24 protein-coding genes and 1 riboswitch are annotated in these 22,994 nt (G+C 60.9%); of the genes, 5 read left to right on the top strand and 19 right to left on the bottom strand.

Annotation, left to right across the window (positions count from 1 at the left end):
* Positions 1–47: 47 nt before the first annotated feature.
* From HU718_RS29810 to cobO, 13 genes are all read right to left on the bottom strand, one after another.
* Entirely contained in the window at positions 48–170 is a 123-nt protein-coding gene (locus HU718_RS29810; RefSeq protein ID WP_263596898.1) for a hypothetical protein, read from the bottom strand.
* Positions 167–1,375: an MFS transporter gene (locus tag HU718_RS09490; protein ID WP_186616491.1), complete on the bottom strand. Its 1,209-nt coding sequence runs from the start codon at positions 1,373–1,375 to the stop codon at positions 167–169. Before HU718_RS09490 ends, HU718_RS29810 begins: the two co-directional genes overlap by 4 nt.
* 53 nt (positions 1,376–1,428) lie before the next feature.
* On the bottom strand, positions 1,429–1,833 hold the full coding sequence (locus HU718_RS09485) for a MarR family winged helix-turn-helix transcriptional regulator (RefSeq protein WP_007919794.1): 405 nt from the start codon (positions 1,831–1,833) through the stop codon (positions 1,429–1,431).
* Between the two features lie 175 nt (positions 1,834–2,008).
* Positions 2,009–2,740 carry an adenosylcobinamide-GDP ribazoletransferase gene (locus HU718_RS09480; RefSeq protein ID WP_186616490.1) on the bottom strand — a complete coding sequence of 244 codons (732 nt, stop codon included), beginning with the start codon at positions 2,738–2,740 and terminating at the stop codon, positions 2,009–2,011.
* 1 nt (position 2,741) lies between these two features.
* Positions 2,742–3,317, bottom strand: a complete 576-nt coding sequence (gene cobC / locus HU718_RS09475; RefSeq protein ID WP_186616489.1) for an alpha-ribazole phosphatase family protein — start codon at positions 3,315–3,317, stop codon at positions 2,742–2,744.
* Complete coding sequence (gene cobT, locus HU718_RS09470; protein WP_186616488.1) at positions 3,314–4,369, bottom strand: nicotinate-nucleotide--dimethylbenzimidazole phosphoribosyltransferase; 1,056 nt, start codon at positions 4,367–4,369, stop codon at positions 3,314–3,316. The genes cobC and cobT overlap by 4 nt, the downstream gene beginning before the upstream one ends.
* Positions 4,366–4,887 (bottom strand): bifunctional adenosylcobinamide kinase/adenosylcobinamide-phosphate guanylyltransferase, encoded by a 522-nt coding sequence (cobU, locus tag HU718_RS09465; RefSeq protein WP_064390933.1) that lies wholly within the window; start codon positions 4,885–4,887, stop codon positions 4,366–4,368. Before cobU ends, cobT begins: the two co-directional genes overlap by 4 nt.
* A gap of 136 nt (positions 4,888–5,023) precedes the next feature.
* Entirely contained in the window at positions 5,024–6,475 is a 1,452-nt protein-coding gene (locus HU718_RS09460; protein ID WP_150707814.1) for a cobyric acid synthase, read from the bottom strand.
* A complete protein-coding gene (gene cobD, locus HU718_RS09455; protein ID WP_102900824.1) occupies positions 6,472–7,464 on the bottom strand; it encodes a threonine-phosphate decarboxylase CobD in 993 nt (330 codons plus the stop codon). Before cobD ends, HU718_RS09460 begins: the two co-directional genes overlap by 4 nt.
* Positions 7,457–8,365, bottom strand: coding sequence for an adenosylcobinamide-phosphate synthase CbiB (gene cbiB / locus HU718_RS09450; protein ID WP_186616487.1), 909 nt, complete (start codon positions 8,363–8,365; stop codon positions 7,457–7,459). Before cbiB ends, cobD begins: the two co-directional genes overlap by 8 nt.
* Positions 8,362–9,012, bottom strand: coding sequence for a 5,6-dimethylbenzimidazole synthase (gene bluB, locus HU718_RS09445; protein ID WP_186616486.1), 651 nt, complete (start codon positions 9,010–9,012; stop codon positions 8,362–8,364). The genes cbiB and bluB overlap by 4 nt, the downstream gene beginning before the upstream one ends.
* Entirely contained in the window at positions 9,009–10,409 is a 1,401-nt protein-coding gene (locus tag HU718_RS09440; protein ID WP_186616485.1) for a cobyrinic acid a,c-diamide synthase CobB, read from the bottom strand. The genes bluB and HU718_RS09440 overlap by 4 nt, the downstream gene beginning before the upstream one ends.
* Positions 10,406–11,017: a cob(I)yrinic acid a,c-diamide adenosyltransferase gene (cobO, locus tag HU718_RS09435; RefSeq protein ID WP_003223053.1), complete on the bottom strand. Its 612-nt coding sequence runs from the start codon at positions 11,015–11,017 to the stop codon at positions 10,406–10,408. Before cobO ends, HU718_RS09440 begins: the two co-directional genes overlap by 4 nt.
* Before the next feature lie 80 nt (positions 11,018–11,097).
* Positions 11,098–11,327: riboswitch (cobalamin riboswitch) on the bottom strand.
* A 162-nt stretch (positions 11,328–11,489) separates the two neighbouring features.
* Between cobO and HU718_RS09430 the strand changes: the two genes are divergently transcribed.
* Both HU718_RS09430 and HU718_RS09425 read left to right on the top strand, forming a co-directional pair.
* Entirely contained in the window at positions 11,490–12,074 is a 585-nt protein-coding gene (locus tag HU718_RS09430; protein ID WP_077571724.1) for a hypothetical protein, read from the top strand.
* A 66-nt stretch (positions 12,075–12,140) separates the two neighbouring features.
* Positions 12,141–13,454 carry a PQQ-dependent sugar dehydrogenase gene (locus tag HU718_RS09425; RefSeq protein ID WP_186616484.1) on the top strand — a complete coding sequence of 438 codons (1,314 nt, stop codon included), beginning with the start codon at positions 12,141–12,143 and terminating at the stop codon, positions 13,452–13,454.
* Between the two features lie 72 nt (positions 13,455–13,526).
* Here the strand turns inward: HU718_RS09425 and HU718_RS09420 are convergent, their stop codons facing one another.
* The 5 genes from HU718_RS09420 to HU718_RS09400 form a co-directional block, all read right to left on the bottom strand.
* The gene (locus HU718_RS09420) at positions 13,527–14,063 is read right to left on the bottom strand and encodes a C40 family peptidase (protein ID WP_007919825.1); all 537 of its coding nucleotides are present in this window, start codon (positions 14,061–14,063) and stop codon (positions 13,527–13,529) included.
* A gap of 219 nt (positions 14,064–14,282) precedes the next feature.
* Complete coding sequence (locus tag HU718_RS09415) at positions 14,283–14,900, bottom strand: C40 family peptidase (protein ID WP_007919826.1); 618 nt, start codon at positions 14,898–14,900, stop codon at positions 14,283–14,285.
* A 215-nt stretch (positions 14,901–15,115) separates the two neighbouring features.
* Positions 15,116–15,820 carry a DnaA regulatory inactivator Hda gene (hda, locus tag HU718_RS09410; RefSeq protein ID WP_007919828.1) on the bottom strand — a complete coding sequence of 235 codons (705 nt, stop codon included), beginning with the start codon at positions 15,818–15,820 and terminating at the stop codon, positions 15,116–15,118.
* A gap of 206 nt (positions 15,821–16,026) precedes the next feature.
* Positions 16,027–17,100, bottom strand: coding sequence for an AI-2E family transporter (locus tag HU718_RS09405; RefSeq protein ID WP_034156235.1), 1,074 nt, complete (start codon positions 17,098–17,100; stop codon positions 16,027–16,029).
* A 34-nt stretch (positions 17,101–17,134) separates the two neighbouring features.
* Entirely contained in the window at positions 17,135–18,193 is a 1,059-nt protein-coding gene (locus HU718_RS09400; protein WP_186616483.1) for a DUF2066 domain-containing protein, read from the bottom strand.
* A 373-nt stretch (positions 18,194–18,566) separates the two neighbouring features.
* On the opposite strand from HU718_RS09400, the gene purM reads away from it, so the two are divergent.
* From purM to HU718_RS09385, 3 genes are read left to right on the top strand one after another with little or no spacing between them, the layout of a single operon-like run.
* Positions 18,567–19,625 carry a phosphoribosylformylglycinamidine cyclo-ligase gene (gene purM / locus HU718_RS09395; RefSeq protein ID WP_034156237.1) on the top strand — a complete coding sequence of 353 codons (1,059 nt, stop codon included), beginning with the start codon at positions 18,567–18,569 and terminating at the stop codon, positions 19,623–19,625.
* Complete coding sequence (purN, locus tag HU718_RS09390; protein WP_186616482.1) at positions 19,625–20,275, top strand: phosphoribosylglycinamide formyltransferase; 651 nt, start codon at positions 19,625–19,627, stop codon at positions 20,273–20,275. Before purM ends, purN begins: the two co-directional genes overlap by 1 nt.
* Before the next feature lie 8 nt (positions 20,276–20,283).
* A complete protein-coding gene (locus HU718_RS09385; protein ID WP_102900814.1) occupies positions 20,284–20,997 on the top strand; it encodes a DUF3108 domain-containing protein in 714 nt (237 codons plus the stop codon).
* Positions 20,998–21,268: 271 nt separating this feature from the next.
* On the opposite strand, the gene HU718_RS09380 is transcribed toward HU718_RS09385, so the two are convergent.
* The gene (locus HU718_RS09380; RefSeq protein WP_150729801.1) at positions 21,269–22,894 is read right to left on the bottom strand and encodes a methyl-accepting chemotaxis protein; all 1,626 of its coding nucleotides are present in this window, start codon (positions 22,892–22,894) and stop codon (positions 21,269–21,271) included.
* Positions 22,895–22,994 lie beyond the last annotated feature (100 nt).

The raw sequence follows: 22,994 nt of genomic DNA, 5'->3' as shown, positions 1-22,994 counted from the left end.
TCCTTGAGCATTCGTTCAGAATTCGACGTTACTCGTCATCCCCGCTTCTAGCAAATGCTCATGCCCAACTGCATCAGCGCCAGACCGCCCTGATGCCAGCCCCACCACACCAGCGCCAGCACAGCGGCGCCGAGTGCAGCGATGACCAATCGTGGCCAGAATCGACTCATGCGCCACTCGCCGCGGCTTGCAGGCGTGCGACCGGACGCTCGCGTACCGGCCAGTTCAGCGCGGCCGCCAGCAGACTCAAAAGAACAGCAACTTGCCAGATCAAGTCATAACTCCCGGTTCGGTCATACACCACCCCGCCCAGCCAGCCACCCAGGAACGAACCCAACTGGTGGAACAGGAACACGATGCCGCCGAGCATGGACAGATTTCGCACCCCGAACAAGGTCGCCACCGTACCGTTGGTCAACGGCACCGTCGACAGCCACAGGAAACCCATCGCCATGCCAAACAGGTAGGCCGACGTGGTCGTCACCGGCAGCCACAGAAACAGCACAATCACCACCGCGCGCAACAGGTACAACGCTGTCAGCAGACGCGGTTTGGACATACGCCCGCCGAGCCAACCGGCGGTGTAGGTGCCGAAGATATTGAACAGGCCGATCAACGCCAGCACCGTGGTGCCGACACTGGCGGGCAGATGCTGATCGACCAGATACGCAGGCAGGTGCACACCGATGAACACCACCTGAAAACCGCAGACAAAAAAGCCGAATGCCAACAACCAGAAACCCGAATGCGAACAGGCTTCGCGCAGTGCCTCGGATAAGGTTTGTTCATGGCCGAGCACCGGCAGCGGCTTATCCTTGAGCATGCTCACCAGCGGCACGATCAACGCCACCAGCAGGCCCAGCACCAACAGCGCGGCCGACCAGCCGAGCCAGCCGATCAATCCGAGGGTGCCCGGTAACATGGCGAACTGGCCGAACGAACCGGCGGCGCTGGCAATGCCCATGCCCATGCTGCGCTTCTCTGGCGGCACAGCACGACCCACGACACCAAGAATGACCGAGAACGAAGTGCCCGAAAGGCCAATACCGATCAGCAGACCGGCACTCAGTGACAGCGTCACCGCCGAGTCGGACAGGCCCATGCACACCAGACCCGCCGCGTAAAGCACCCCACCGATAAGCACCACTTTTGCCGCACCGAAACGGTCGGCCAGCGCACCGGTAAACGGCTGCGCCAGGCCCCAGATCAGGTTCTGCAAGGCAATGGCGAAGGCAAACACCTCTCGCCCCCAGCCGAACTGCGCGCTCATCGGTGACAGAAACAGGCCAAAACCGTGCCGCACGCCCAATGACAACGCCAAAATCAGCGCACTTCCGACCAAAACCCAACCGCACGTACGCCACATCGATGTCATTATTATTCTCCGCTTGCGGGTATATACCCGCTTGAGTTTGGAAAAAACCGGCCTCAGGCCAGTTCATCCAGCAATCTGAGCAAGGTTTCACGCTTCTCGGCACCCAGTCGATCGATCAACCGCTGCTGCGCCGCTTCCCAGGCCGGCAGTGCTGCTGCCAGGCGTTGCACGCCGGTCTCGGTGAGTTTGACGATGCGGTTACGCATGTCCTCGCCCTCGGCCAATGCCACCAGCCCCTCACCTTCCAGCACCCGTAAATTGCGCCCGAGGGTGCTGCGGTCCAGGCCCATGGCTTCGGCCAGCTCGGAAATACTCGGTTGATCCAGACGCTGCAGGTTGCACAGCAAAGAATACTGGGCAACGTTGATCCCGAAGCCGTCGAGAGCGCCGTCGTAATGCCTGCTGACGCCACGAGCGGCGCGACGCAGGTTGGTGCACAAACACTGAGAAGGAAGCATGATGCGTGTATATACCCGCGACTATGTTAAATCAAGTTACAGATGAGTTTACCCATATCATTTTTGGTGTCTGACACACCGCTTTCGCGAGCAGGCTCGCTCCCACATTTGCAATGCGCTCCCCTGTGGGAGCGAGCCTGCTCGCGAAGAGGCCTGCACAGACAATCCAAAACTGTCAGACCAAAACCAATCCAGCCAGCACCACCATCTCCAGCAATTCCAGCAACGCCCCCGCTGTATCACCGGTCGTCCCGCCCAACCGCCGCATCATCACCTGCCGCAGCCAGACAAACACACCGACAGCAATCACCAGCGCAACGACGGCACTGAACCCGGCAATCACCACGCAAGCCAGCGCACTGAAGCCAAGCACCCACCACCCGGCCTTGCGCGGCAAATGATCAGCCAACGCCTGTCCCAACCCACCCGCACGCACATACGGTGTAGTCAGAAACAACCCGAGCAACGCCGCCCGCCCAAGCAACGGTACGATCACCAATGCAAGACCTTGCTGCTGCTCGATCAACGCCAACAACGCAGCAAATTTGAGCAACAACACCAACACCAGCGTCACGACCGCAATCGGCCCGCTGCGCGGGTCTTTCATGATCGTCAGCGTACGCTCGCGATCACCAAAACCGCCGAGCCAGGCATCGGCGGTATCGGCCAGACCATCCAGGTGCAGTGCGCCGCTGAGCAACACCCACACCGTCAGCAACAACGCCGCATGCAGCAACAACGGCGCGCCGCTCAAGGCGAGATTCAGTGCCCACAGGATCACGCCGAACAGCAATCCCACCAGCGGATAAAACAGCAACGACCGCCCAAGTTGCTCCGGCTCGGGCATCCCCGGCAAACGAATCGGCAGGCTGCTGAGAAATTGCAGGGCGATCCACAGCGGCAACATGTCAGCGACCTTCCTTGAGCGAACCATCCGCTTGAACCGTCAGCGCAAACAACGCGCCGTGAGCGACTTCGACATTGAGCAGTTGTTCGCGCGGCAACCCCCGCGCTTGCGCCAGCAACAGGCGCATTACCCCGCCGTGACTGATCAGCAGAACCCGCTCACCGGCGTAAGCACTTTGCAGGCGCGCAACGGCCGCCAGCACCCGAGCCGCGAACTCGCTGACCGGTTCACCCTGCGGCGGCGTGAACGAATACGGATCGGCCCAGAACAGCCCCAACGCTTCGGCATCCGTCTCCATCAACGCCGCCGCACTCTGCCCTTCCCATGTGCCGAAATGCAGTTCCTGCAGATCCTTGTCCAGATGCACTGACAGGTTCAGTTGCTCACCCAACTCTGCGGCAAACCGCGCACAACGTTGCAACGGCGAACTGATGATCCGATCCCACGGCCCGCCCTCGACCACCGCCACACGCATCTGCGCCCAGCCCTTTTCGGTCAGCGCATCGTCGAGACTGCCACGCAGACCACCGCCCAGTTCAGTTTCACCATGGCGCAGCAGATCCAGATGCAAGGTCATGCCGGACGATCCGCCACTGCTGCTTCGGCGAATGTCGCCATCTGCCCGTGCAGATCACAGGCCAGACGCAACAATGGTACCGCCAGCGCCGCGCCACTGCCCTCGCCCAGACGCAGGCCGAGTTCCAGCAACGGCTCGGCCTTCAGCGTTTCCAGCACATGACGATGGCCCGGCTCCGCGCCACGATGACCGAACAGCAACCACTCGCGACAGGCCGGACTCAAACGCACCGCGACCAACGCAGCGACCGTGCAGATAAAGCCGTCAACCAGCACCGCCACACCTTCTTGAGCCGCGGCCAGATACGCGCCGACCAACGCGGCGATTTCAAAACCACCCAGATTGAACAGGGTCTGCAACACATCGCCACGCTGTGCGGCGTGCAATGCCAGCGCGCGCTCGATCACTTGCGCCTTGTGACTGACACCTTCGGCATTCAGCCCGGTGCCGGGGCCGGTCAGATGCGCCACCGGGCAATCGAGCAAGGCACAAGCCAAGGCACTCGCCGCCGTGGTGTTGCCAATGCCCATTTCGCCACCGATGAACAACTGCGCACCCGCCGCTTTCGCCCGCAACAGACTGTCGCGACCGGCCTGCAATGCCCGTTCGCCCTGGGCCTGAGTCATCGCCGCGCCCAGCACGAAGTTCGCCGTACCCGCGCCGATGTTCAAGTGGCGCACACCCGGCAGGTTCAGCGAGGGATTCACCGTGCCCAGATCGACCACTTCCAGCTGCGCGCCAAGCTGCCGCGCCAGCACGCTGATCGCCGCGCCGCCACTGACGAAGTTGAGCAGCATCTGCCCGGTGACTTCCTGCGGGAATGCCGAAACCCCTTCTGCGACCACGCCATGATCACCGGCAAAAATCGCGATCCAGACCTGCGCCAGCGTCGGTTTGACCTGACCTTGCAGGCCGGCCAGTTGCACTGCCACCGATTCGAGACGACCGAGGGAACCGGCGGGTTTGGTCAGTTGCTGTTGCCGCGCCGCCGCTTGTTCAACGACGTTGAGATCGACCGCTTTGCACGGGTTCAGCCACCAGGTTTGAGTCATAACGCAGGTCCTTTCAGAGTCAGGGGCAGGCCGGCGACGGTCAGGACAACACGCTGACAGCGCTCGGCCAGAGCTTGATGTAGCCAACCGGCTTCATCGACGTAGCGGCGAGTCAATTCGCCCAGCGGCACGACACCCATTCCGGTCTCGTTGCTGACAAAAATGATTTCACCCGGCAAAGACGCCAGGCATTCGAGCAAGGCTTCGCGCTCGGCGGCGAGACGTTCGGCGTCATCGAGCATCAGCAGATTGGTCAGCCACAGGGTCAGGCAATCGACCAGCAGGCAACGCTCGGCGCTGGCGCTTTCGCGCAGGACGCGGGCCAGTTCCAAGGGTTCTTCGATGAGTGCCCACTCAGCGGGACGGCGCGCGCGGTGATGGGCGACGCGGTCGCTCATCTCGCCATCGAGGGGTTGGCTGGTGGCAATGTAGGTGACCGAGAGGTTGCTGTCGCTGGCGAGTTTTTCTGCCAGGCGGCTTTTGCCGGAGCGGGCGCCGCCGAGGATCAGTTGGAGCATGGTTTTATCCAGGAAAATTCAAGTGAGGCAATCGCCGCTTTCGCGAGCAGGCTCGCTCCCACAGGGTTATGAGTTTATGGCTAACCGCATTCACTGTGGGAGCGAGCCTGCTCGCGAAGAGGCCAGCACAGGCAACTCAAATCCCACAGAGCCGGCGCAACAGCTCGGTATCCAGATGCTTCTCCACCAGATCCGCCAACCGCTCGATATCGCGCTCGCGCAAGCCGTGGTAATCCACCGCCTGCACATCGCTCAAACCGGCCCAGCGCAGCAACGCCGCACTCGCCGCCGGCGATTCGAACAGGCCATGCAGATACGTGCCGAACACCTGCCCATCAACACTCTGTGCACCGTCGCAACGACCGTCATCCAGATGCACCGCCGCATTCTCCAGCGCCGGTCCGCTGGTCACGCCGGCATGAATTTCATAGCCGCTGACTTCGGCATCTTCCAGCGCCAGCCGTCCACGCACATTGCGCAACTGCTTCTCGGCCTCAAGTGTGGTTTCGAACGCCAGCAAGCCCAAACCGGCACTCGTGCCCGGCGCACCTTCAAGTCCGAGCGGGTCATGCACCTGCTCGCCGAGCATCTGCAGACCGCCGCAGATCCCCAGCACTTTGCCGCCGTAACGCAAGTGCCGAGAGATCGCCGTATCCCAGCCATTGGCACGCAGATAAGCCAGATCACTGCGCACGCTTTTCGAGCCCGGCAGGATGATCAAGTCAGCCGCGGGAATCGCCTGCCCCGGGCCAACGAATTGCAGATCGACCTGCGGATGCAGACGCAACGGATCGAAGTCGGTGTGGTTGCTGATGCGCGGCAACACCGGCACCACCACTTTCAGCACTTGTTCGGCCTTGTCGGTCTGGCGCTGATCGATGCCGTCCTCGGCTTCCAGATGCAGATCCATCACGTAGGGCAACACGCCCACCACCGGTTTGCCGGTACGCTGTTCCAGCCAGTCAAGGCCCGGTTGCAGCAAGGCGATGTCGCCACGGAAGCGATTGATGATGAAACCTTTGACTCGCGCCTGTTCGCCGGGCGAGAGCAACTCCAGGGTGCCGACCAGATGGGCGAAAACCCCGCCGCGATTGATGTCGGCAATCAGCAAAACCGGGCAATCCACCGCTTCGGCGAAGCCCATGTTGGCGATGTCGCCGGCGCGCAGATTGATCTCGGCCGGCGAGCCCGCGCCTTCGACCATCACCAGCGGATAAGCGGCGCTGAGCCGCTCGTGGGACGCAAGCACCGCTTTCATCGCGATGGCTTTGTAGTCGTGATACGCCACGGCATTCATCGAAGTCACGGCGCGACCATGGATGATCACTTGCGCGCCGGTGTCGCTGTTGGGCTTGAGCAGCACCGGATTCATATCGGTGTGCGGTTCAAGAAACGCCGCTTGCGCCTGCACCGCCTGCGCGCGACCGATCTCACCGCCGTCGGCAGTCACGGCGCTGTTGAGCGCCATGTTCTGCGGTTTGAACGGTACGACCGCCACGCCTTGACGCGTCGCCCAGCGGCATAACGCCGTCACTAGTGTGCTTTTACCGGCATCGGAGGTGGTGCCTTGCACCATCAGGGTGGTCATGGGTGGTCCTTGGCGAAAGCTATCAGAGCTTGTTCGAGACGCGTCTCTTGCGCCGCATCAGCGGGCAGGCCAAAACGCAAACTGCTGTTATGGGTAAAGATGCGCAGGAGGATGCCGCGACGGGCCATGAATTCATGCAGCATTTCGGCATGCTCGGTGATCAGCCACTGGAACAGCGCACAGCCGCCCTGCGGCTTGAAGCCGTAGCGCTCAAGCAGCGCTGCCAGCCGTTCACTGGCCTCATCACTGCGAATCCGTTGGCGTGTGTGCCCTTCGGTGTCTTGCAGACACGCTTGCCCGAGCACCCGCGTCGGCCCGCTCACCGCCCATGGCCCGACCTGTTCGGCGAGCAGTTTGAGCAACTTGCGCTCGGCCAGGACAAAGCCCAGACGCACCCCGGCCAGACCGAAAAATTTGCCGAACGAACGCAACACGATCAGCCCGACTTGATGCGCATGCGGGGCCAGGCTCAGTTGCGGCGTGTTATCCATGAAAGCTTCATCGACCACCAGCCAGCCACCGCGCCGGGCGAGCCGCGCATGCCAGTCGAGCAGGCGTGCCGGGGTCAGACTCAGACCGGTCGGGTTGTTCGGATTGACCACCACCAGCACATCGAGGCTGTCGAGAAAGAACTCGACTTCCTGCTCCAACACTTCGCGCACGATGTAACCGCTGCGCCGCCACGCTTCGGCGTGTTCGGCATAACACGGCGACAACACACCGACCTTGCCGGCCCGGCGCAAGCGCGGCAGCAACTGGATGGCCATCTGCGAACCAGCCACCGGCAGCACTTGCGCGGCACCGTAGTAATCGCACGCGGCTTGCTCCAGTCCGTCGTCGGTTTCCGGCAAACGCGCCCAGGCGCGCAGCGGAATTTCCGGGATCGGGAACGGCCACGGCGCGAGGCCGCTGGACAGGTCGAGCCAGTCCGCCTCGGCAATGCCGTAATCGTGTGCCGCCTTGCGCAGCCGGCCACCGTGCTCAAGCATAGAATTCAGCCCCCACGCAGAGAATCAGCAGCCATAACCATACGCCGCGCTGGACCAATTGCCAGCCACGGTCGATGGAATCTGCGTCAGCCGCTGCGCCCTCGCCAAGCTGCGGACGGTCGTGAAGTTCACCGTGGTAAATCGCCGGCCCACCCAATTCCACCCCCAGCGCACCGGCGCCGGCCGCCATCACGGGACCTGCGTTGGGGCTGTCCCACTTCGGCGCCTGTGTGCGCCAACACTTCAACGCCAGTCGGGTTTCGCCCAGCAGCGCGTAGGTCAATGCCACCAGACGCGCAGGAATGTAGTTGAGCACGTCGTCGATTTTCGCAGCCGCCCAACCGAAACGTTCGAAGCGTTCGTTGCGATAGCCCCACATCGCATCCAGCGTATTGCTCAAGCGATAAAGAACCACGCCCGGCGCACCCGCCACGACAAACCAGAACAGCGCGGCAAACACCGCATCACTGCCGTTTTCCAGCACCGACTCAGTGGCAGCGCGAGCGACGGCAGTGCTGTCGAGTTCATCGGTCTGGCGGCTGACTAGGTAGCCAACACGCTTGCGCGCCTCGTCCAGATCATCCGCACGTAAAGCAGCAGCCACCGGCGCGACATGTTCACCGAGGCTGCGCATGCCGAGGGCGCAATACAGCGCGAGAATCTCGACGACCCAGCCCACGTAAGGCGCCCAGGAAAACGCCGTGGCGAGCAAGGTCAGCGGCAGCACGGCAATCACCCACGCGGTGACGCCATGGCTGCGCCAGCCCCGGCCACCGGCGTTGAAACGTTGCTCGATGCGCCCGGCAAAATTGCCGAACGCCACCAGCGGATGCCAGCGTTTCGGTTCACCCAACAGCGCATCCAGCGCCACTGCGGCGACACTCAACAACGCCACACTCATTGACTCACTCCCCAATAATTCTCAAACAGCAACTCATTGAGCGGACGCGCCTGCGCCCACCCTTCGAGTACCAGCATCGGCGCCGGATAGAATTCCTTGACCGGGCCCAGACATAAAACCGCCAGAGGTTTTGCGCCTTCGGGCAACTTCAAAAGATCAGCCAGTGCCTGAGGCTCGAACAGTGAAACCCAACCCATGCCCAGACCTTCGGCGCGCGAGGCCAGCCACAGATTCTGGATTGCGCAGGACAGCGAGGCCATGTCCATTTCCGGCAGCGTGCGGCGACCGAAGATGTGTTTTTCGCGATCGTCCATCAATGCGGCAACCAACACCTCGGCGCAGTCATGGATGCCTTCGACTTTGAGTTTCATGAACTCGTCACTGCGCTCGCCGAGGGCTTCTGCGGTGCGGACGCGTTCTTCTTCGACGAGGTTCTGGATCTGATTGCGCAGGCTGCGGTCGCTGATGCGAATGAAGCGCCAGGGCTGCATCAGGCCGACGCTTGGGGCCTGGTGGGCGGCTTCAAGCAGGCGGCGCAGCAGTTCTGGTTCAACGCTGCCGCCGGTGAAGTGGCGCATGTCGCGGCGTTCGGCGATGGCTTTATAGACGGCTTGGCGCTCGGCTTCGGAGAATGCGTTGTCGGTCATGGCCTCTTCGCGAGCAGGCTCGCTCCCACAGGGGATTGCATTTCGTCAGGCACGACATCGCCCACTGTAGGAGTGAGCCTGCTCGCGATAGCGTCCTCAAAGTCCGGCGCGAACAGTGCAGCGACAGCCGCAGGATTCGACGGGAAATAGAAGTGCACATAAGAAGCCGTCATCCGCCCCTCACGATAAACCGCCTCGGCCCCACGCCCACCATTCGGGCTCAAACCCCGTGCAATCGGCGCCAGTTCGGTAGTCGTCAGCGAATGATGATAAGTGTGCCCACGCAACGATCCTTCCGGCAAATCCACTGCTTGCAGCGCCAGTGCAGCCAGACGTTTTTGCATCACCGCGTCGCCCTTCAGCAGCCCGACCAACTCAGCGCGAGTGCCTTCAACGTCAGTCAAAGAATCCAGCAGATACAGCATCCCGCCACACTCAGCGAGCAACGGTTTCCCCGCCGCATGATGCGCACGAATCGCCTCAAGCATCGCGGTGTTCTGCGATAACACAACGTGGTGCAATTCCGGATACCCACCAGGCAAATACACGCTATCCGCCTCCGGCAATTGCGTATCGCGAATCGGCGAGAAGAAACTCAACTCAGCGCCCATCGCACGCAGCAGATCCAGACTCGCGCCATAAGTGAAGGCAAACGCCTCATCACGGGCGACGGCAATGCGCACATTTTTCAGCAGCGGCTCGACGGCGATCACATCAGGCGCGGCGAACTCCACGGCCGGTGGCAGCGCTACCTCACAACTGCTGGCCAATGCATCGGCGGCGGCGTCGAGGCGCACATCCAGATCATTCAGTTCACTGGCCTGGACCAGACCGAGGTGTCGACTCGGCAGTTCGATACCGGTCTCGCGGGACAACGCGCCGTACCAACGCAGGCCTTCAGTGAGGCTACCTTCGAGCAACTGCGCATGCCGCAACGTGCCGACACGGTTGGCCAACACGCCGGCAAACGGCAGATCCGGCTGGTACTTCGCCAGGCCCAGCGCCAACGCACCAAAGGTCTGCGCCATCGCCGTCCCATCAATCACGCCAAGCACCGGCACACCGAAGTGCCGCGCCAGATCGGCGCTGGATGGCGTGCCGTCGAACAGACCCATCACGCCTTCAATCAGAATCAGATCCGCCTCCGCGGCGGCTTCCCACAACAGCCGACGACTTTCCTGCTCGCCGACCATCCACATGTCCAGTTGATACACCGGCGCACCGCTGGCGCGCTCGAGAATCATCGGATCAAGAAAATCCGGGCCGCATTTGAACACACGCACCTTGCGCCCCTGATTGCGATGCAAACGGGCCAGTGCGGCGGTGACGGTGGTCTTGCCCTGACCGGAGGCCGGCGCGGCGATGAGCACCGCCGGGCAGTGACGTGGTTGATTCAAAGTTCGACGCCTTTCTGCGCTTTGATGCCGGCCTGGAAGGCGTGTTTGAGCATGCCCATTTCAGTCACGGTGTCGCCCATTTCGATCATTTCCGGCTTGGCCGCGCGACCGGTGACGATCACATGCTGCATCGGCGGACGCGCCTGCAAATCGCTGAGCACCTGATCAAGATCGAGGTAGCCGTGCTTGAGAGCGATGTTCAGTTCGTCGAGCACCACCAGACCGATCGACGGATCGCGCAGCAGTTCGCGGGACACAGCCCACGCGGCTTCGGCGGCGGCGATGTCGCGCTGACGATCCTGGGTTTCCCAGGTGAAGCCCTCGCCCATCACATGAAAGCGCACTTGCTCAGGGAAGCGGCGGAAAAACAATTCTTCGCCGGTGCTGTTGCGCCCCTTGATGAACTGCACGACGCCACACTGCATGCCGTGGCCCATGGCGCGCGCAAGCATGCCGAACGCCGAGCTGCTTTTGCCTTTGCCGTTGCCGGTCAGCACCAGTACCAGGCCGCACTCGTCAGGCGAGTTGGCGATGCGTTCGTCGATCACGGCTTTTTTGCGCTGCATACGCGCCAGATGGCGTTCGTCGCGCTCGGGGGAATCAGTCATGGGGAGCTCTCCGTTGAGGCTGGATAACGGCGGGCAGGCACAAGAATAGACGGCAAAAAGCCTGGCATCGCCCACCGTGATGCCGCTGGATGGATCAGGCCGGTCTCCGGGCTCATGAGCGGCGTTGGCCTGACTGCGCGCCTTCCCGCTTCTTTCGAGGCAGTGGCTCAAGGCGCAGTTTTTACTCATTTACCGTTGCGGGGGCAGCGCCGGGATCGTGGTGGTTCTTCGCTTGAAGACAACCCTCACCGGCTTCCCTGTTTCACTCTGTCGACAGCGGTCACAGAGCACCTGAAACAAGCCGCGAAGGTTAGAGGGTTGGGGGTGGAGCGTCAATTAAAGAGGCGGCCATCGGGCGAATAAGTGCCGCTGATCAATTATCCGCCGCCAATCTTGTGCCACACTGATACAAATGATATCAAAGAGCCATGCTTTTCCCGAAAAGCCCACTACAACAATAAGGATGATGACGATGCAAGGCATGATCATCAGCAACCCGCGCCTGGAATTTCTGCGCCCGGTGCTTGAACGCTGGTTTGACTGTATCGACCGCTACAACGCCGTGCGCGGCGACAGCGACACCCCTTACTGGCATGACGAGAAAGCCAATCTCGGATTGCTCTCGGCGGCGGCCTGGATGGCCGAACTGGTCACTTTGAACGACACTGCCACGCGCAAACAGAATGAAGAAGGCGAGCGCAATGCCCGCGCCGATCTGTTTCTCGCCGGTGCCGAAGACCGCGCCTTTATCCAGGCCACCCAGCGCTGGCCAAAGGTTACCAACCTGAATCTGACTCAAGCCCTGCTGGATATCACTAACGACGCCAAGCGCATCAGCTACGCCAGCGATCTCAAGCTTGGCTGCCTGTTTGTCGCCCCGCAAAAAGCTCAGCACAGCGCCAGCCCCGAAGAGCTGCAGGACATGGTCGACGACCTGCAAAAGGAACACACCTGCGCCGTCGCCTGGTATTTCCCCTACGCCTACCGCAAGTTACGCAGCGAAGCGGGCAACTATCACCCGGGCATCGCCGTACTGTTCAAGGAAGCCCGCGGCTGAGCAGTTGAACCATCGGGCTTGCGCCCTCCTCTATGATTAGGAATGCATTCATAGGGAAGATCAGCAATGCGCAAGCCCCAGCTCGTTTTTGTCATCGCCTTCGCCGGAGGACTCGCCGCCTGCGGTGAAACCTCCAGCCTGCAAGTCTCCGACGGCACCGGCCCGTCACCAAAACTGCCCGAACCGAACAAGACCCTGATTCCGACGGTGAACATCGCCCCGGCGATCGGCTGGCCCGAGGGTGGCAAACCGACAGCGGCCGCCGGTACCCAGGTGGCGGCATTCGCCGAAGGCCTCGACCATCCGCGCTGGCTCTATGTGTTGCCCAACGGCGACGTGCTGGTGGCAGAAACCAATGCCCCACCCAAGCCTGATGACAGCAGTGGAATTCGTGGCTGGGTGATGAAGAAAGTCATGGGCAAGGCCGGCGCTGGCGTGCCGAGCCCGAACCGCATCACCTTGCTGCGTGACGCCGATCATGATGGCGTTGCCGAAACGCGGACGGTGTTCCTGCAGAACCTCAACTCGCCGTTCGGCATGACTTTGGTCGGCAATGATCTTTACGTCGCTGACACTGATCGCCTGCTGCGCTTCAACTACGAACCCGGCGCGACCGAGATCAAGTCGCAGCCGATCAAGGTGGTCGATTTGCCCGGCGGCACACTGAATCACCACTGGACGAAAAACGTCATCGCCAGCAAAGACGGCAGCAAGCTGTACGTCACGGTCGGCTCGAACAGCAACGTCGGCGAAAATGGCCTGGATAAAGAAGAAGGTCGCGCGGCGATCTGGGAAGTCGATCGGGCGACCGGTAATCACCGGATCTTCGCTTCGGGCATCCGCAACCCCAATGGCCTGGCCTGGGAACCGAAAAGTGGCGCGCTGTGGACGGCGGTCAACGAGCGCGACGAGATCGGCAGTGATCTGGTGCCGGACTACATCACTTCCGTGAAGGACGGTGGTTTCTATGGCTGGCCGTTCAGTTACTACGGTCAGCATGTCGATGTGCGCGTTTCGCCGCAAAACCCCGACCTGGTGGCCAAGGCCATCGCCCCGGATTACGCGGTCGGGCCACACACCGCCTCGCTGGGCCTGAGCTTCGCCGAGGGCAACAACCTGCCGGCGCAGTTCAAGGAAGGCGCGTTTATCGGCCAGCACGGCTCGTGGAATCGCAAACCGCACAGTGGCTACAAAGTGATTTTCGTGCCGTTTACCGGTGGCAAGCCGAGCGGCACACCGGTGGATGTGCTGACCGGGTTCCTCGACAAGGACGAGAATGCTTTGGGTCGGCCGGTGGGCGTGGTGATCGATCAGCAAGGTGGCTTGCTGGTGGCGGATGATGTTGGTAACAAGGTGTGGCGAGTGTCGGCCACGAAGTGATGCTGAATGTGACCTGAAACAACTGTGGGAGCGAGCCTGCTCGCTCCCACATTAGGATTGCTGCGATTTTTACTACGGGTTATGCGCCAGATGCTCCGGCTGCAACACCCGCTTGGCACTCAGATAAGCCTTTTGCCAATACGCCTTCGACAGGCTGTCGAGCTTGACCGTGCCGCCCGTGGCCGGCGCATGCACAAAGCGCCCTTCGCCGACGTAAATTCCCGCATGACTGACCTGCGAACCGCCATTGGTGGCGAAGAAGATCAGGTCGCCGGTCTGCAAGCCTTCCTTGCCGACATTCGGCGCCTGCATAACGATCAGCTCACGCGTCGAACGCGGCAAAGAGATGCCCGCCGCATCACGGTAGACAAAACCGATCAGCCCGCTGCAATCAAACCCCGAATCCGGCGTGTTGCCGCCCCAGCGATAAGGCGTGCCGACCAGACCGAGCGCGCGAAACAGCACGTCTTCAGCAGCCGGTGAAAAAGCTTGGGAGGGGCCGAACACGACCGGCGCGCGAACCACCGGCGCAGGAGGCGGTGTGCGACTGGCGCAGGCGCTGAGCAGCGCTGCGAAGAAGATCAAGGTGAGGCGGGCCGACATCGTCATAAGCAGAACATCCTGATCTGGCTGCGGCTTTTTCTGCCGGAGGACAGAAAACAAAACCGCCTGCGTGAGCACGCAGGCGGTTTGCCATCAATATAGATACAGGATTCTAGCGGCTACGCGGCAAACTTCAAGTAAGACTTTAACTTCACCTTGTAAAGTCTAGGTCTACTCCGTTACCGGAAGCCTGATTGTCGCCGCGAACGCAGCGACAACGGGGGATTACTTGCGAGCAGTGACTACAGTCGGAGCGTTGGCCAGAGCGCGTTTCGCTTCGATGAAGGTCTTGCTCCAGTAGCTGTCACCCAGGCTGTCGATGCGAACACCGCCGCTGCGACGACTGCTGGAGTGGATGAACTGGTTGTCACCGAGGTAGATCCCGGCGTGACTGACACGACCGCGACGACCATTGGTGGCGAAGAACAGCAGATCGCCCGGCTCAAGGTTGCTGCGCGAGACCAGCGGTGCATCCACGTTGATCATTTCGCGAGTGGAGCGTGGCAGGTTCATGCCGGCTTCTTCGCGGAACAGATAACCGATGAAACCGCTGCAATCAAAACCGGCTTCAGAGGTACCGCCGAAACGGTAACGGGTACCGATCAGGGACATGCCGCGTTCGAGGATGCTGTCGGCCAGAACAGGAAGCTGATAAGGCTTCTTGCCATTGAATTCGTTGAGTTCTTTTTCGGTGTCCAGCTCTTCCTGGTAAATAACGGAAGACTGAGCCGTGGCAGAATTTTTAACCTGTTGAGGCTGCTCTTGAACTGGAGAATGAGCAGCACAACCGTACAACAGGGTGACGAGTGCGAGAGGCACGAGGGGTGCGAAGCGCTTTAGCATGGGCACGACCGTGGCTGATAGTTGTAAAGAAGCCGAGACTATGCCCGCTATCAGCCTCATTTGCAAATTCAATCGATCTTTTTGTGACTTCTCGGTTTCTCGTTTACATCTAAGCGCTTAAGCCCATTTGAACCGATACGCGGCCTGCATACCGTGCAGGAAAGCGGATTTTTCTGGCGCCTTAAATATGCCGAAACGCGCTGAAAGCCGCGCCGTTACCAGCCTAGCGTTTCCTTCAGGAAGGGAATGGTCAGCTTGCGTTGAGCCTGCAACGAGGCCTGATCGAGCTGTTCAAGCAAGTCGAATAGCGCACTCATGCTGCGGGTGCCGCGAGTCAAAATAAAATGCCCGACTTCATCGGTCAGGTGCAGACCGCGACGCGATGCGCGCAATTGCAGGGCGCGCAATTTGTCTTCGTCGGAGAGCGGACGCATCTGGAAAATCAGCGCCAGGGTCAGGCGCGATTTCAAGTCAGCCAGTTTGACCGGCAGTTCACGCGGAGAGGTAGAAGCGGCGATCAGCAGACGCCGACCGCTGTCACGCAGACGGTTGAACAGGTGAAACATCGCCTCTTCCCAGTCAGCCTTGCCGGCAATCACCTGCAAGTCATCCAGGCAAACCAGTTCGTACTGTTCGAGGTTATCGAGGATTTCGACGCCGCGATCCATCAATTCGGCCAACGGCAAGTACACCGCCGGCTCACCCATCTGCTCGAAACGCAGACATGCCGCCTGCAACAGATGCGTACGCCCTACGCCGTGTTTGCCCCACAGGTAGATCAGGCTTTCTGTCCAGCCGGCGTCGGCTTCGCATAGACGCTCGACATAGCCGAGTGCAGCGGCATTGGCGCCTGGGTAGTAATTGATGAAGGTGGCGTCGTCACGCAGACGCACACCTAGGGGCAGCTGAATCGGTTTCATGCTGACTGAACAGTTCTCAAGGAACCGTTAGTGGCCTCTGTGTAAAGTTTGCGAAGTTTATACCCGTGAAGCTGAGCGCACAATGCGACAGAGTCCAAGCAAAATCAAAGGTTTGCGTTAACACACTGGTTTTATGACAGATTCTTTGGCGCCAGCGCCTGCAGGACACGGGCCAACCCGGCTGTTCGCCGGGCTGCCCTGCCCGATTACAACTCCGGCTCGTCCATACCACTATAGATGTCAGAGTCCTTGTACAAATCGTGCACATGGCGCACCAGCACCATGATCACCGCAGCCACAGGCAACGCCAACAGCACACCAGTGAAACCGAACAGCTCGCCGCCGGCCAGAATCGCGAAGATCACCGCCACCGGGTGCAGACCGATGCGATCGCCCACCAGCAGCGGGGTCAGCACCATGCCTTCCAGCGCCTGACCGACCATGAACACCGCGACGATCCCGACCATCGGGTACAGATCGCCACCGAACTGGAACAACCCGGCAATCAGCGCAGCGCCAATACCGATCACGAAGCCCATGTACGGCACGATCGCCGCCAGACCCGCGATCAGACCGATCAACAGCCCCAACTCCAGCCCGACAATCATCAGGCCCGCTGCGTAGATCACGCCCAGCGCCACCATCACCAGCAACTGACCGCGAACAAACGCACCCAGCACCTCATGACACTCACCGGCCAGCGATACGATGGTCTCTTCCCGATCACGCGGCAGCAGGCTGCGGATCTTGGCCATCATCACATCCCAGTCGCGCAGCAGGTAGAAACTTACTACCGGGATCAGCACCAGATTGGCCAGCCAGCCAATCAGCGCCAGGCTCGACGCCGTCGCCTGACTCAGTACCACGCTGACGATATCGGTGGTCTGGCCCATGTGTTCGCTGATCGCTGCCTTGACCTTGTCGAACTTCCAGAAACCATCCGACAGCCCCAGCTTCGCCTGCGCCCACGGCAACGCCGTGTGCTGCAACCAGTCGAGCATTTGCGGCGCCAGTTCGTACAGACGCAGCAACTGCTTGGCGAGCATCGGCACCAACACCAGCAACAGCGCGGTGACGATCAAGGTGAACAGGGCAAACACCGCGATCACGCCCCAGGTACGCGACAAACCGAGCCGTTCCAGGCGATCCACCAGAGGATCGAACAGATAAGCCAGCAGCAGCGCCACCAGAAACGGCGTGAGGATCGGGTGCAGCAACCATACAAACGCGCAAAGCAGGACTACCCCACCGAGCCAGAACCAACGCCGCGTATCGGCCATTTACCACTCCTGATGCTTCTATATAAGGAAAGACTTACCAGCGAAACCGTAACGACGGTGCTGCCGGGGTCGGGGCCGGAGCCGCGACCGGTGCTGCACCTGCAACTGCAGGCTGTGGAACTGCCACCGGAGCCGGCGCCTCGGCCGGCAACTCCTGCAACTTCGCCAGCGACAACTGCGCACGCATCTGGTCGGCACTGCCATTGACCCGATAAACGATGCGATCGCCATCAACACTTTGCAGACGCACGCCAAACGGTTCGAGTAACCGCAACAGCGCCGCGTAATGCTCCAGATTCATACCTTGCACTTCCAGGGTCTGCTGCCCCGAAGCACCGGGTTTGGCAACAAAACGTGGCGCCAGTCGCTCAGCCACCGCCAGCATCACCGCGTCAGCGACAGCGGCCTGATCGGCGCCCTGCACACTGCCCGCCTCTTTCTGATCGCCCAGCCACAGGTGCCACTTGGCCTGCCACTGCCCGCCTTCTTCACGGGCATGCACTGCCAGCAAAGCGTCAGCGTTGTAGCGTTCGGAGGCGCCGCGCAAAGGTGCCGGATCCGTGCCTTCCAGCGCCGGCGCCGTGGCAACCAGTTGTTCGCTCAGGTCTGCCAACGGCAAACGCAATGGCAATCCGCGATGTTGCGCGGCCGTACGCAACGGCGCAGCAGCGGCCTGACCATCGCCGACCAGACTCGAACCTTCGGCCGAATCGTTCAGCCACCAACTCAGGATCGACGGGCGACTGGCGCCCCACAACGACAACCCGGCCCGACGCAGCGCCTGCTCGGTGGTTGCCGGATCGAAATCGACCTTCAGCACCTCCGGCGGCCCGGCATCGAAACCGAATTGACTGATGATCTGCTGCGGATCCTTGCGAATCGCCGCCAGCCCCGGGTTTTGCACAGCTTTCGGATCGCCCGTCAAACGCAGCACCAACGTATCCAGCGCCGCCTGCGTGGCACGATCACGCTCTTGCGGCGCCTGGCCATTGACCGGCTCACGCACTTGATAAAGGCCTTTGAGATTTTCGGCGTGACTCGCCAGGCTGATCAGAGACAAACAACCCACAAACAACAATTTACAAAAACGCATGGATAATTCCCGTCGACAGGAGCGGCTGGAACAGGCCGCGTGAATCGGTTGAGCAAGGCTGTGACAATCTGCCAGCACCAAACATTCACACGACAGCGGTAAGTTTTTGCACAGTGATAACGATAGACGGTTAATTGCCCCACCTTATACAGGCGTTCATACGGCTCAATTGCAAAAAATTTCCCGAGATATGGCCCTGCCCGTCGGTGCGAGGATGGCCGCTGCCCCTCAAGCCTGATAAAATCGCGCGCCTTCGCAGACCGGCAACAGCCGGGCACCTCGAAACTCGCGTGAGGCCATCGCCCCGTCGATTTCGAAGTTCCCGCTGAACTCGGTCGTTACCCCTGAATCCCCTCCCCTAAAGGCCTGGATCATGAGCAAGCAACCCTCCCTGAGCTACAAGGACGCCGGTGTAGACATCGACGCCGGTGAAGCATTGGTCGAACGCATCAAGAGCGTCGCCAAGCGCACTGCGCGCCCGGAAGTCATGGGCGGCCTGGGCGGTTTCGGCGCCCTCTGCGAAATCCCGGCCGGCTACAAGCAGCCAGTGCTGGTTTCCGGCACCGACGGCGTCGGCACCAAGTTGCGTCTGGCGCTGAACCTGAACAAGCACGACAGCATCGGTATCGACCTGGTTGCCATGTGCGTGAACGACCTCGTCGTTTGCGGCGCTGAGCCACTGTTCTTCCTCGACTACTACGCCACCGGCAAACTCAATGTCGACACCGCTGCCCAAGTGGTAACCGGCATCGGCGCTGGCTGCGAACTGTCGGGTTGCTCGCTGGTTGGCGGCGAAACCGCTGAAATGCCAGGCATGTACGAAGGCGAAGACTACGACCTGGCCGGCTTCTGCGTCGGCGTCGTGGAAAAATCGGAAATCATCGACGGCTCGAAAGTCGCCACCGGTGACGCGCTGATCGCTCTGCCATCGTCCGGCCCGCACTCCAACGGCTACTCGCTGATCCGCAAGATCATCGAAGTGTCCGGCGCCGACATCGAAAACACCCAGCTTGACGGCAAACCGCTGACCGACCTGCTGATGGCCCCGACCCGCATCTACGTGAAGCCGCTGCTCAAGCTGATCAAAGACACCGGCGCCGTCAAAGCCATGGCCCACATCACCGGTGGTGGCCTGCTCGACAACATCCCGCGCGTTCTGCCAAAAGGCGCTCAGGCCGTGGTTGACGTGGCTAGCTGGACTCGCCCTGCGGTATTCGACTGGCTGCAGGAAAAAGGCAACGTTGACGAAACCGAGATGCACCGCGTGCTGAACTGCGGCGTTGGCATGGTTATCTGCGTGGCTCAGGAACACGTTGAAGTTGCGCTGAACACCCTGCGTGACGCCGGCGAACAGCCTTGGGTCATTGGTCAGATCGCTGCCGCTGCCGAAGGCGCTGCTCAGGTTGATCTGCAGAACCTTAAGGCTCATTAATGTCCGCAACCTGTGATGTCGTGGTGCTGTTGTCCGGCACCGGCAGTAACTTGCAGGCTCTGATCGACAGCACGCGGACCGGCGACAGCCCGGTCCGCATCGCTGCAGTGATTTCCAATCGCGCCGACGCCTACGGCCTGCAACGCGCCAGTGACGCGGGTATCGCCACCCGCTCACTGGATCACAAGGCATTCGAAGGTCGCGAGGCCTTCGATGCTGCCCTGATCGAACTGATCGACGAATTCCAACCGAAACTCGTGGTGCTGGCCGGCTTCATGCGCATTCTCAGCGCTGATTTCGTTCGCCACTACCAGGGTCGCCTGCTCAACATCCACCCGTCGCTGCTGCCCAAATACAAAGGGTTACACACTCATCAGCGCGCGCTGGAGGCCGACGACACTGAGCACGGCTGCTCCGTGCACTTCGTCACCGAGGAACTCGATGGCGGACCACTGGTCGTACAGGCAGTATTACCGGTAGAGTTGCACGACACGCCGCAGAGTCTCGCGCAGCGAGTCCACGTTCAGGAGCACCTGATCTACCCGATGGCAGTACGCTGGTTTGCCGAAGGCAGGCTGGCACTCGGTGAACACGGTGCATTACTGGATGGCCAGTTACTCGCGGCCAGCGGCCACTTGATTCGAAACTAGGAGATATTATGCGTCGCGCCCTGCTCTTCGCTTGCGCTCTGCTCGCCCTGCCCTTCGCGCAGGCAGCCGAACTTCAACCGTTCTCCGCCAGCTACACCGCCGACTGGAAGCAGCTGCCCATGAGCGGCACCGCCGAGCGCAGTCTGGTCAAGGAAGCCAACGGCGTCTGGAAGCTCAGCTTCAAGGCCTCGATGATGATCGCCAGCCTGACTGAAGAAAGCACCCTGACCCTGGACAAGGACACCCTGCTGCCGCAGTCCTACCACTTCGAACGTGGCGGCCTGGGCAAAGCGAAAAAGGCTGATCTGGATTTTGACTGGAACAGCAAAATGGTCACTGGCACCGACCGTGGCGACGCGGTGAAAATCCCACTGAACCGCGGCATGGTCGACAAGTCCACCTATCAACTGGCGCTGCAGCATGACGTCGCCGCCGGCAAGAAGACCATGAGCTATCAAGTGGTCGATGACGGCGAAGTCGATACCTATGACTTCCGCGTGCTGGGTTCGGAAAAAGTCGAAACCAAGGCTGGCAAGATCGATGCGATCAAGGTCGAGCGCGTACGCGACCCGACACAAAGCAAGCGCATCACCGTCCTGTGGTTCGCCAAGGATTGGGATTACCTGCTGGTTCGCCTGCAACAGGTTGAAACCGACGGCAAGGAGTACAACATCATGCTCCAGGACGGCACCGTCAACGGTAAAACCGTTAAAGGCAGCTGATCCGCCGCAAGAACAAAGAGCCCCGCGAAATGCGGGGCTTTTTTTTGCGTGCTGGATTGGAGATTTGTGCCTGGCTCGCCCCTCACCCCAGCCCTCTCCCGAAGGAGAGGGAGCCGACCGAGATGTCTGGCGCTATGCATCGACCTGAAAGATCGAGTCGATTATGGATTCTCCAACGCAAGATCGGGTCGGTGGAACTCGCCAATCTCTCACGGTCAGTCCCCTCTCCCTCTGGGAGAGGGCTAGGGTGAGGGGCTTTTGAAGGCGAAACTCAGACCGAAAACTTCGCCACCATGCTGTTCAAATCCACCGCCAACCGCGACAGCTCCTGGCTCGCCGCACTGGTCTGATTCGCCCCCGCCGACGTCTGCATCGCCAGATCGCGGATGTTCATCAAATTGCGATCCACTTCCCGCGCCACCGCCGCTTGCTCCTCCGAAGCACTGGCGATCACCAGATTACGCTCGTTGATCAGCGTGAACGCCGAGGCGATCTCTTCAAGTGCAGTCCCCGCAGCCTTGGCCAACTCCAGCGTCGAGCGCGCTCGCACATTGCTTTGCTGCATCGAACTCACCGCCGAATCGGTGCCCTGCTGAATCCCGCCAATCATCTGCTCGATCTCTTGCGTCGACTGCTGCGTGCGATGCGCCAGGGCCCGTACCTCATCGGCTACCACCGCGAACCCGCGCCCGGCATCACCGGCCCGCGCCGCCTCGATCGCAGCATTCAAAGCGAGCAGATTGGTCTGCTCGGCAATCGAACGGATCACGTCCAGCACTTTACTGATGCCGTAGACCTTCTGCGCCAGATCTTCCACCTGGCTCGCATTGGCGGTCACATCATCGGCCAGCGACTCGATTGACAGCACCGTTTGATGCACCTGCTCGCGGCCATGCTGGGCAATGCGATCGGATTCACGAGAAGCCTCGGAGGTGGCCACCGCATTGCTCGCCACCTCCTCCACCGCCGCCGTCATCTGATTAACCGCTGTAGCCGCTTGCTCGATTTCCAGACTCTGCTGATGCAACCCGCGCGTAGCGTCTTCCGTGACGCAACTCAGCTCTTCCGAGGCCGAGGCCAATTGACTGGAGGACTCGGAGATCTGCCGAATCGTGTCGCGCAGGTTGTGCTGCATGCTCTTGAGCGCGTGCAGCAGTCGCGCCGGCTCGTCCTTGCCACTGATGCTGATATCGCCAGTCAGATCACCACCAGCCACCACCTCGGCGACACCCAGCGATTGCGCCAGCGGCAGCACGATGCTGCGCGTCAGCAGCAGGGCCAGGCCAATGGTGATCAGCGCGGTAACGCCGATCATCACCCCGACCCACACCCGCGAACTGGTAAACACCAGCCGCGCTGCTTCGGTGGCGAGATTGGCATTGTGTTTATTCAGCTCAACCAGTTCGCGCAAAAGCACTGCGATTTCGTCGGCCAAGGGACTCATCTGACCGTTGAGAATGGTCGCGGCCTCCTCGACCCGATTCTGCGCCGACAACTGCATGACCTGCGCCTGAAACTCCAGGTACTGGTGCTCGGCAACCTTGAAGCGATCGAACAGCTTGCGCTCCTCGGGCAGTACGATCAGCACGTCATAACGCTGCTGGGCCTCACTGAGCACACCGCGCAATTCATTGAGTTTGGCAACGTTCTGCTCGAGCGCCTGCGGATCACGATTGAGCAACAGCCGCATGGTCAGCGCCCGCAGGCGCAGCATGTCCTGACTCATCTCACCGACCGCCATCACGCTCGGCAGCCAGTTGTTGTCGACCTCGTCGGACTGCGCGCGCATGTTCGACATTTGCAGTAAAGCGAACGCCCCCAAGGCAAACACCATCAGCGCCAACAAGCCAAAACCGAGGCCGGCGCGCGGGGCAATATTGAGACTACGGATACTCATTGCTCTGGTTCCTTCCAAAAGCGCTGCATCAACCCTGCAGCTGGTTGCTTTAGAAGGTATCGGCCCGGCGAAAAATTGCGTAAGACGAAAAGGCGATATC

It is taken from the genome of Pseudomonas tensinigenes, from assembly GCF_014268445.2.
GTDB lineage: Bacteria > Pseudomonadota > Gammaproteobacteria > Pseudomonadales > Pseudomonadaceae > Aquipseudomonas > Aquipseudomonas tensinigenes.
The sequence above is the reverse complement of the archived record's forward strand: the minus strand, read 5'-3'. Positions and strand labels throughout refer to the sequence as shown.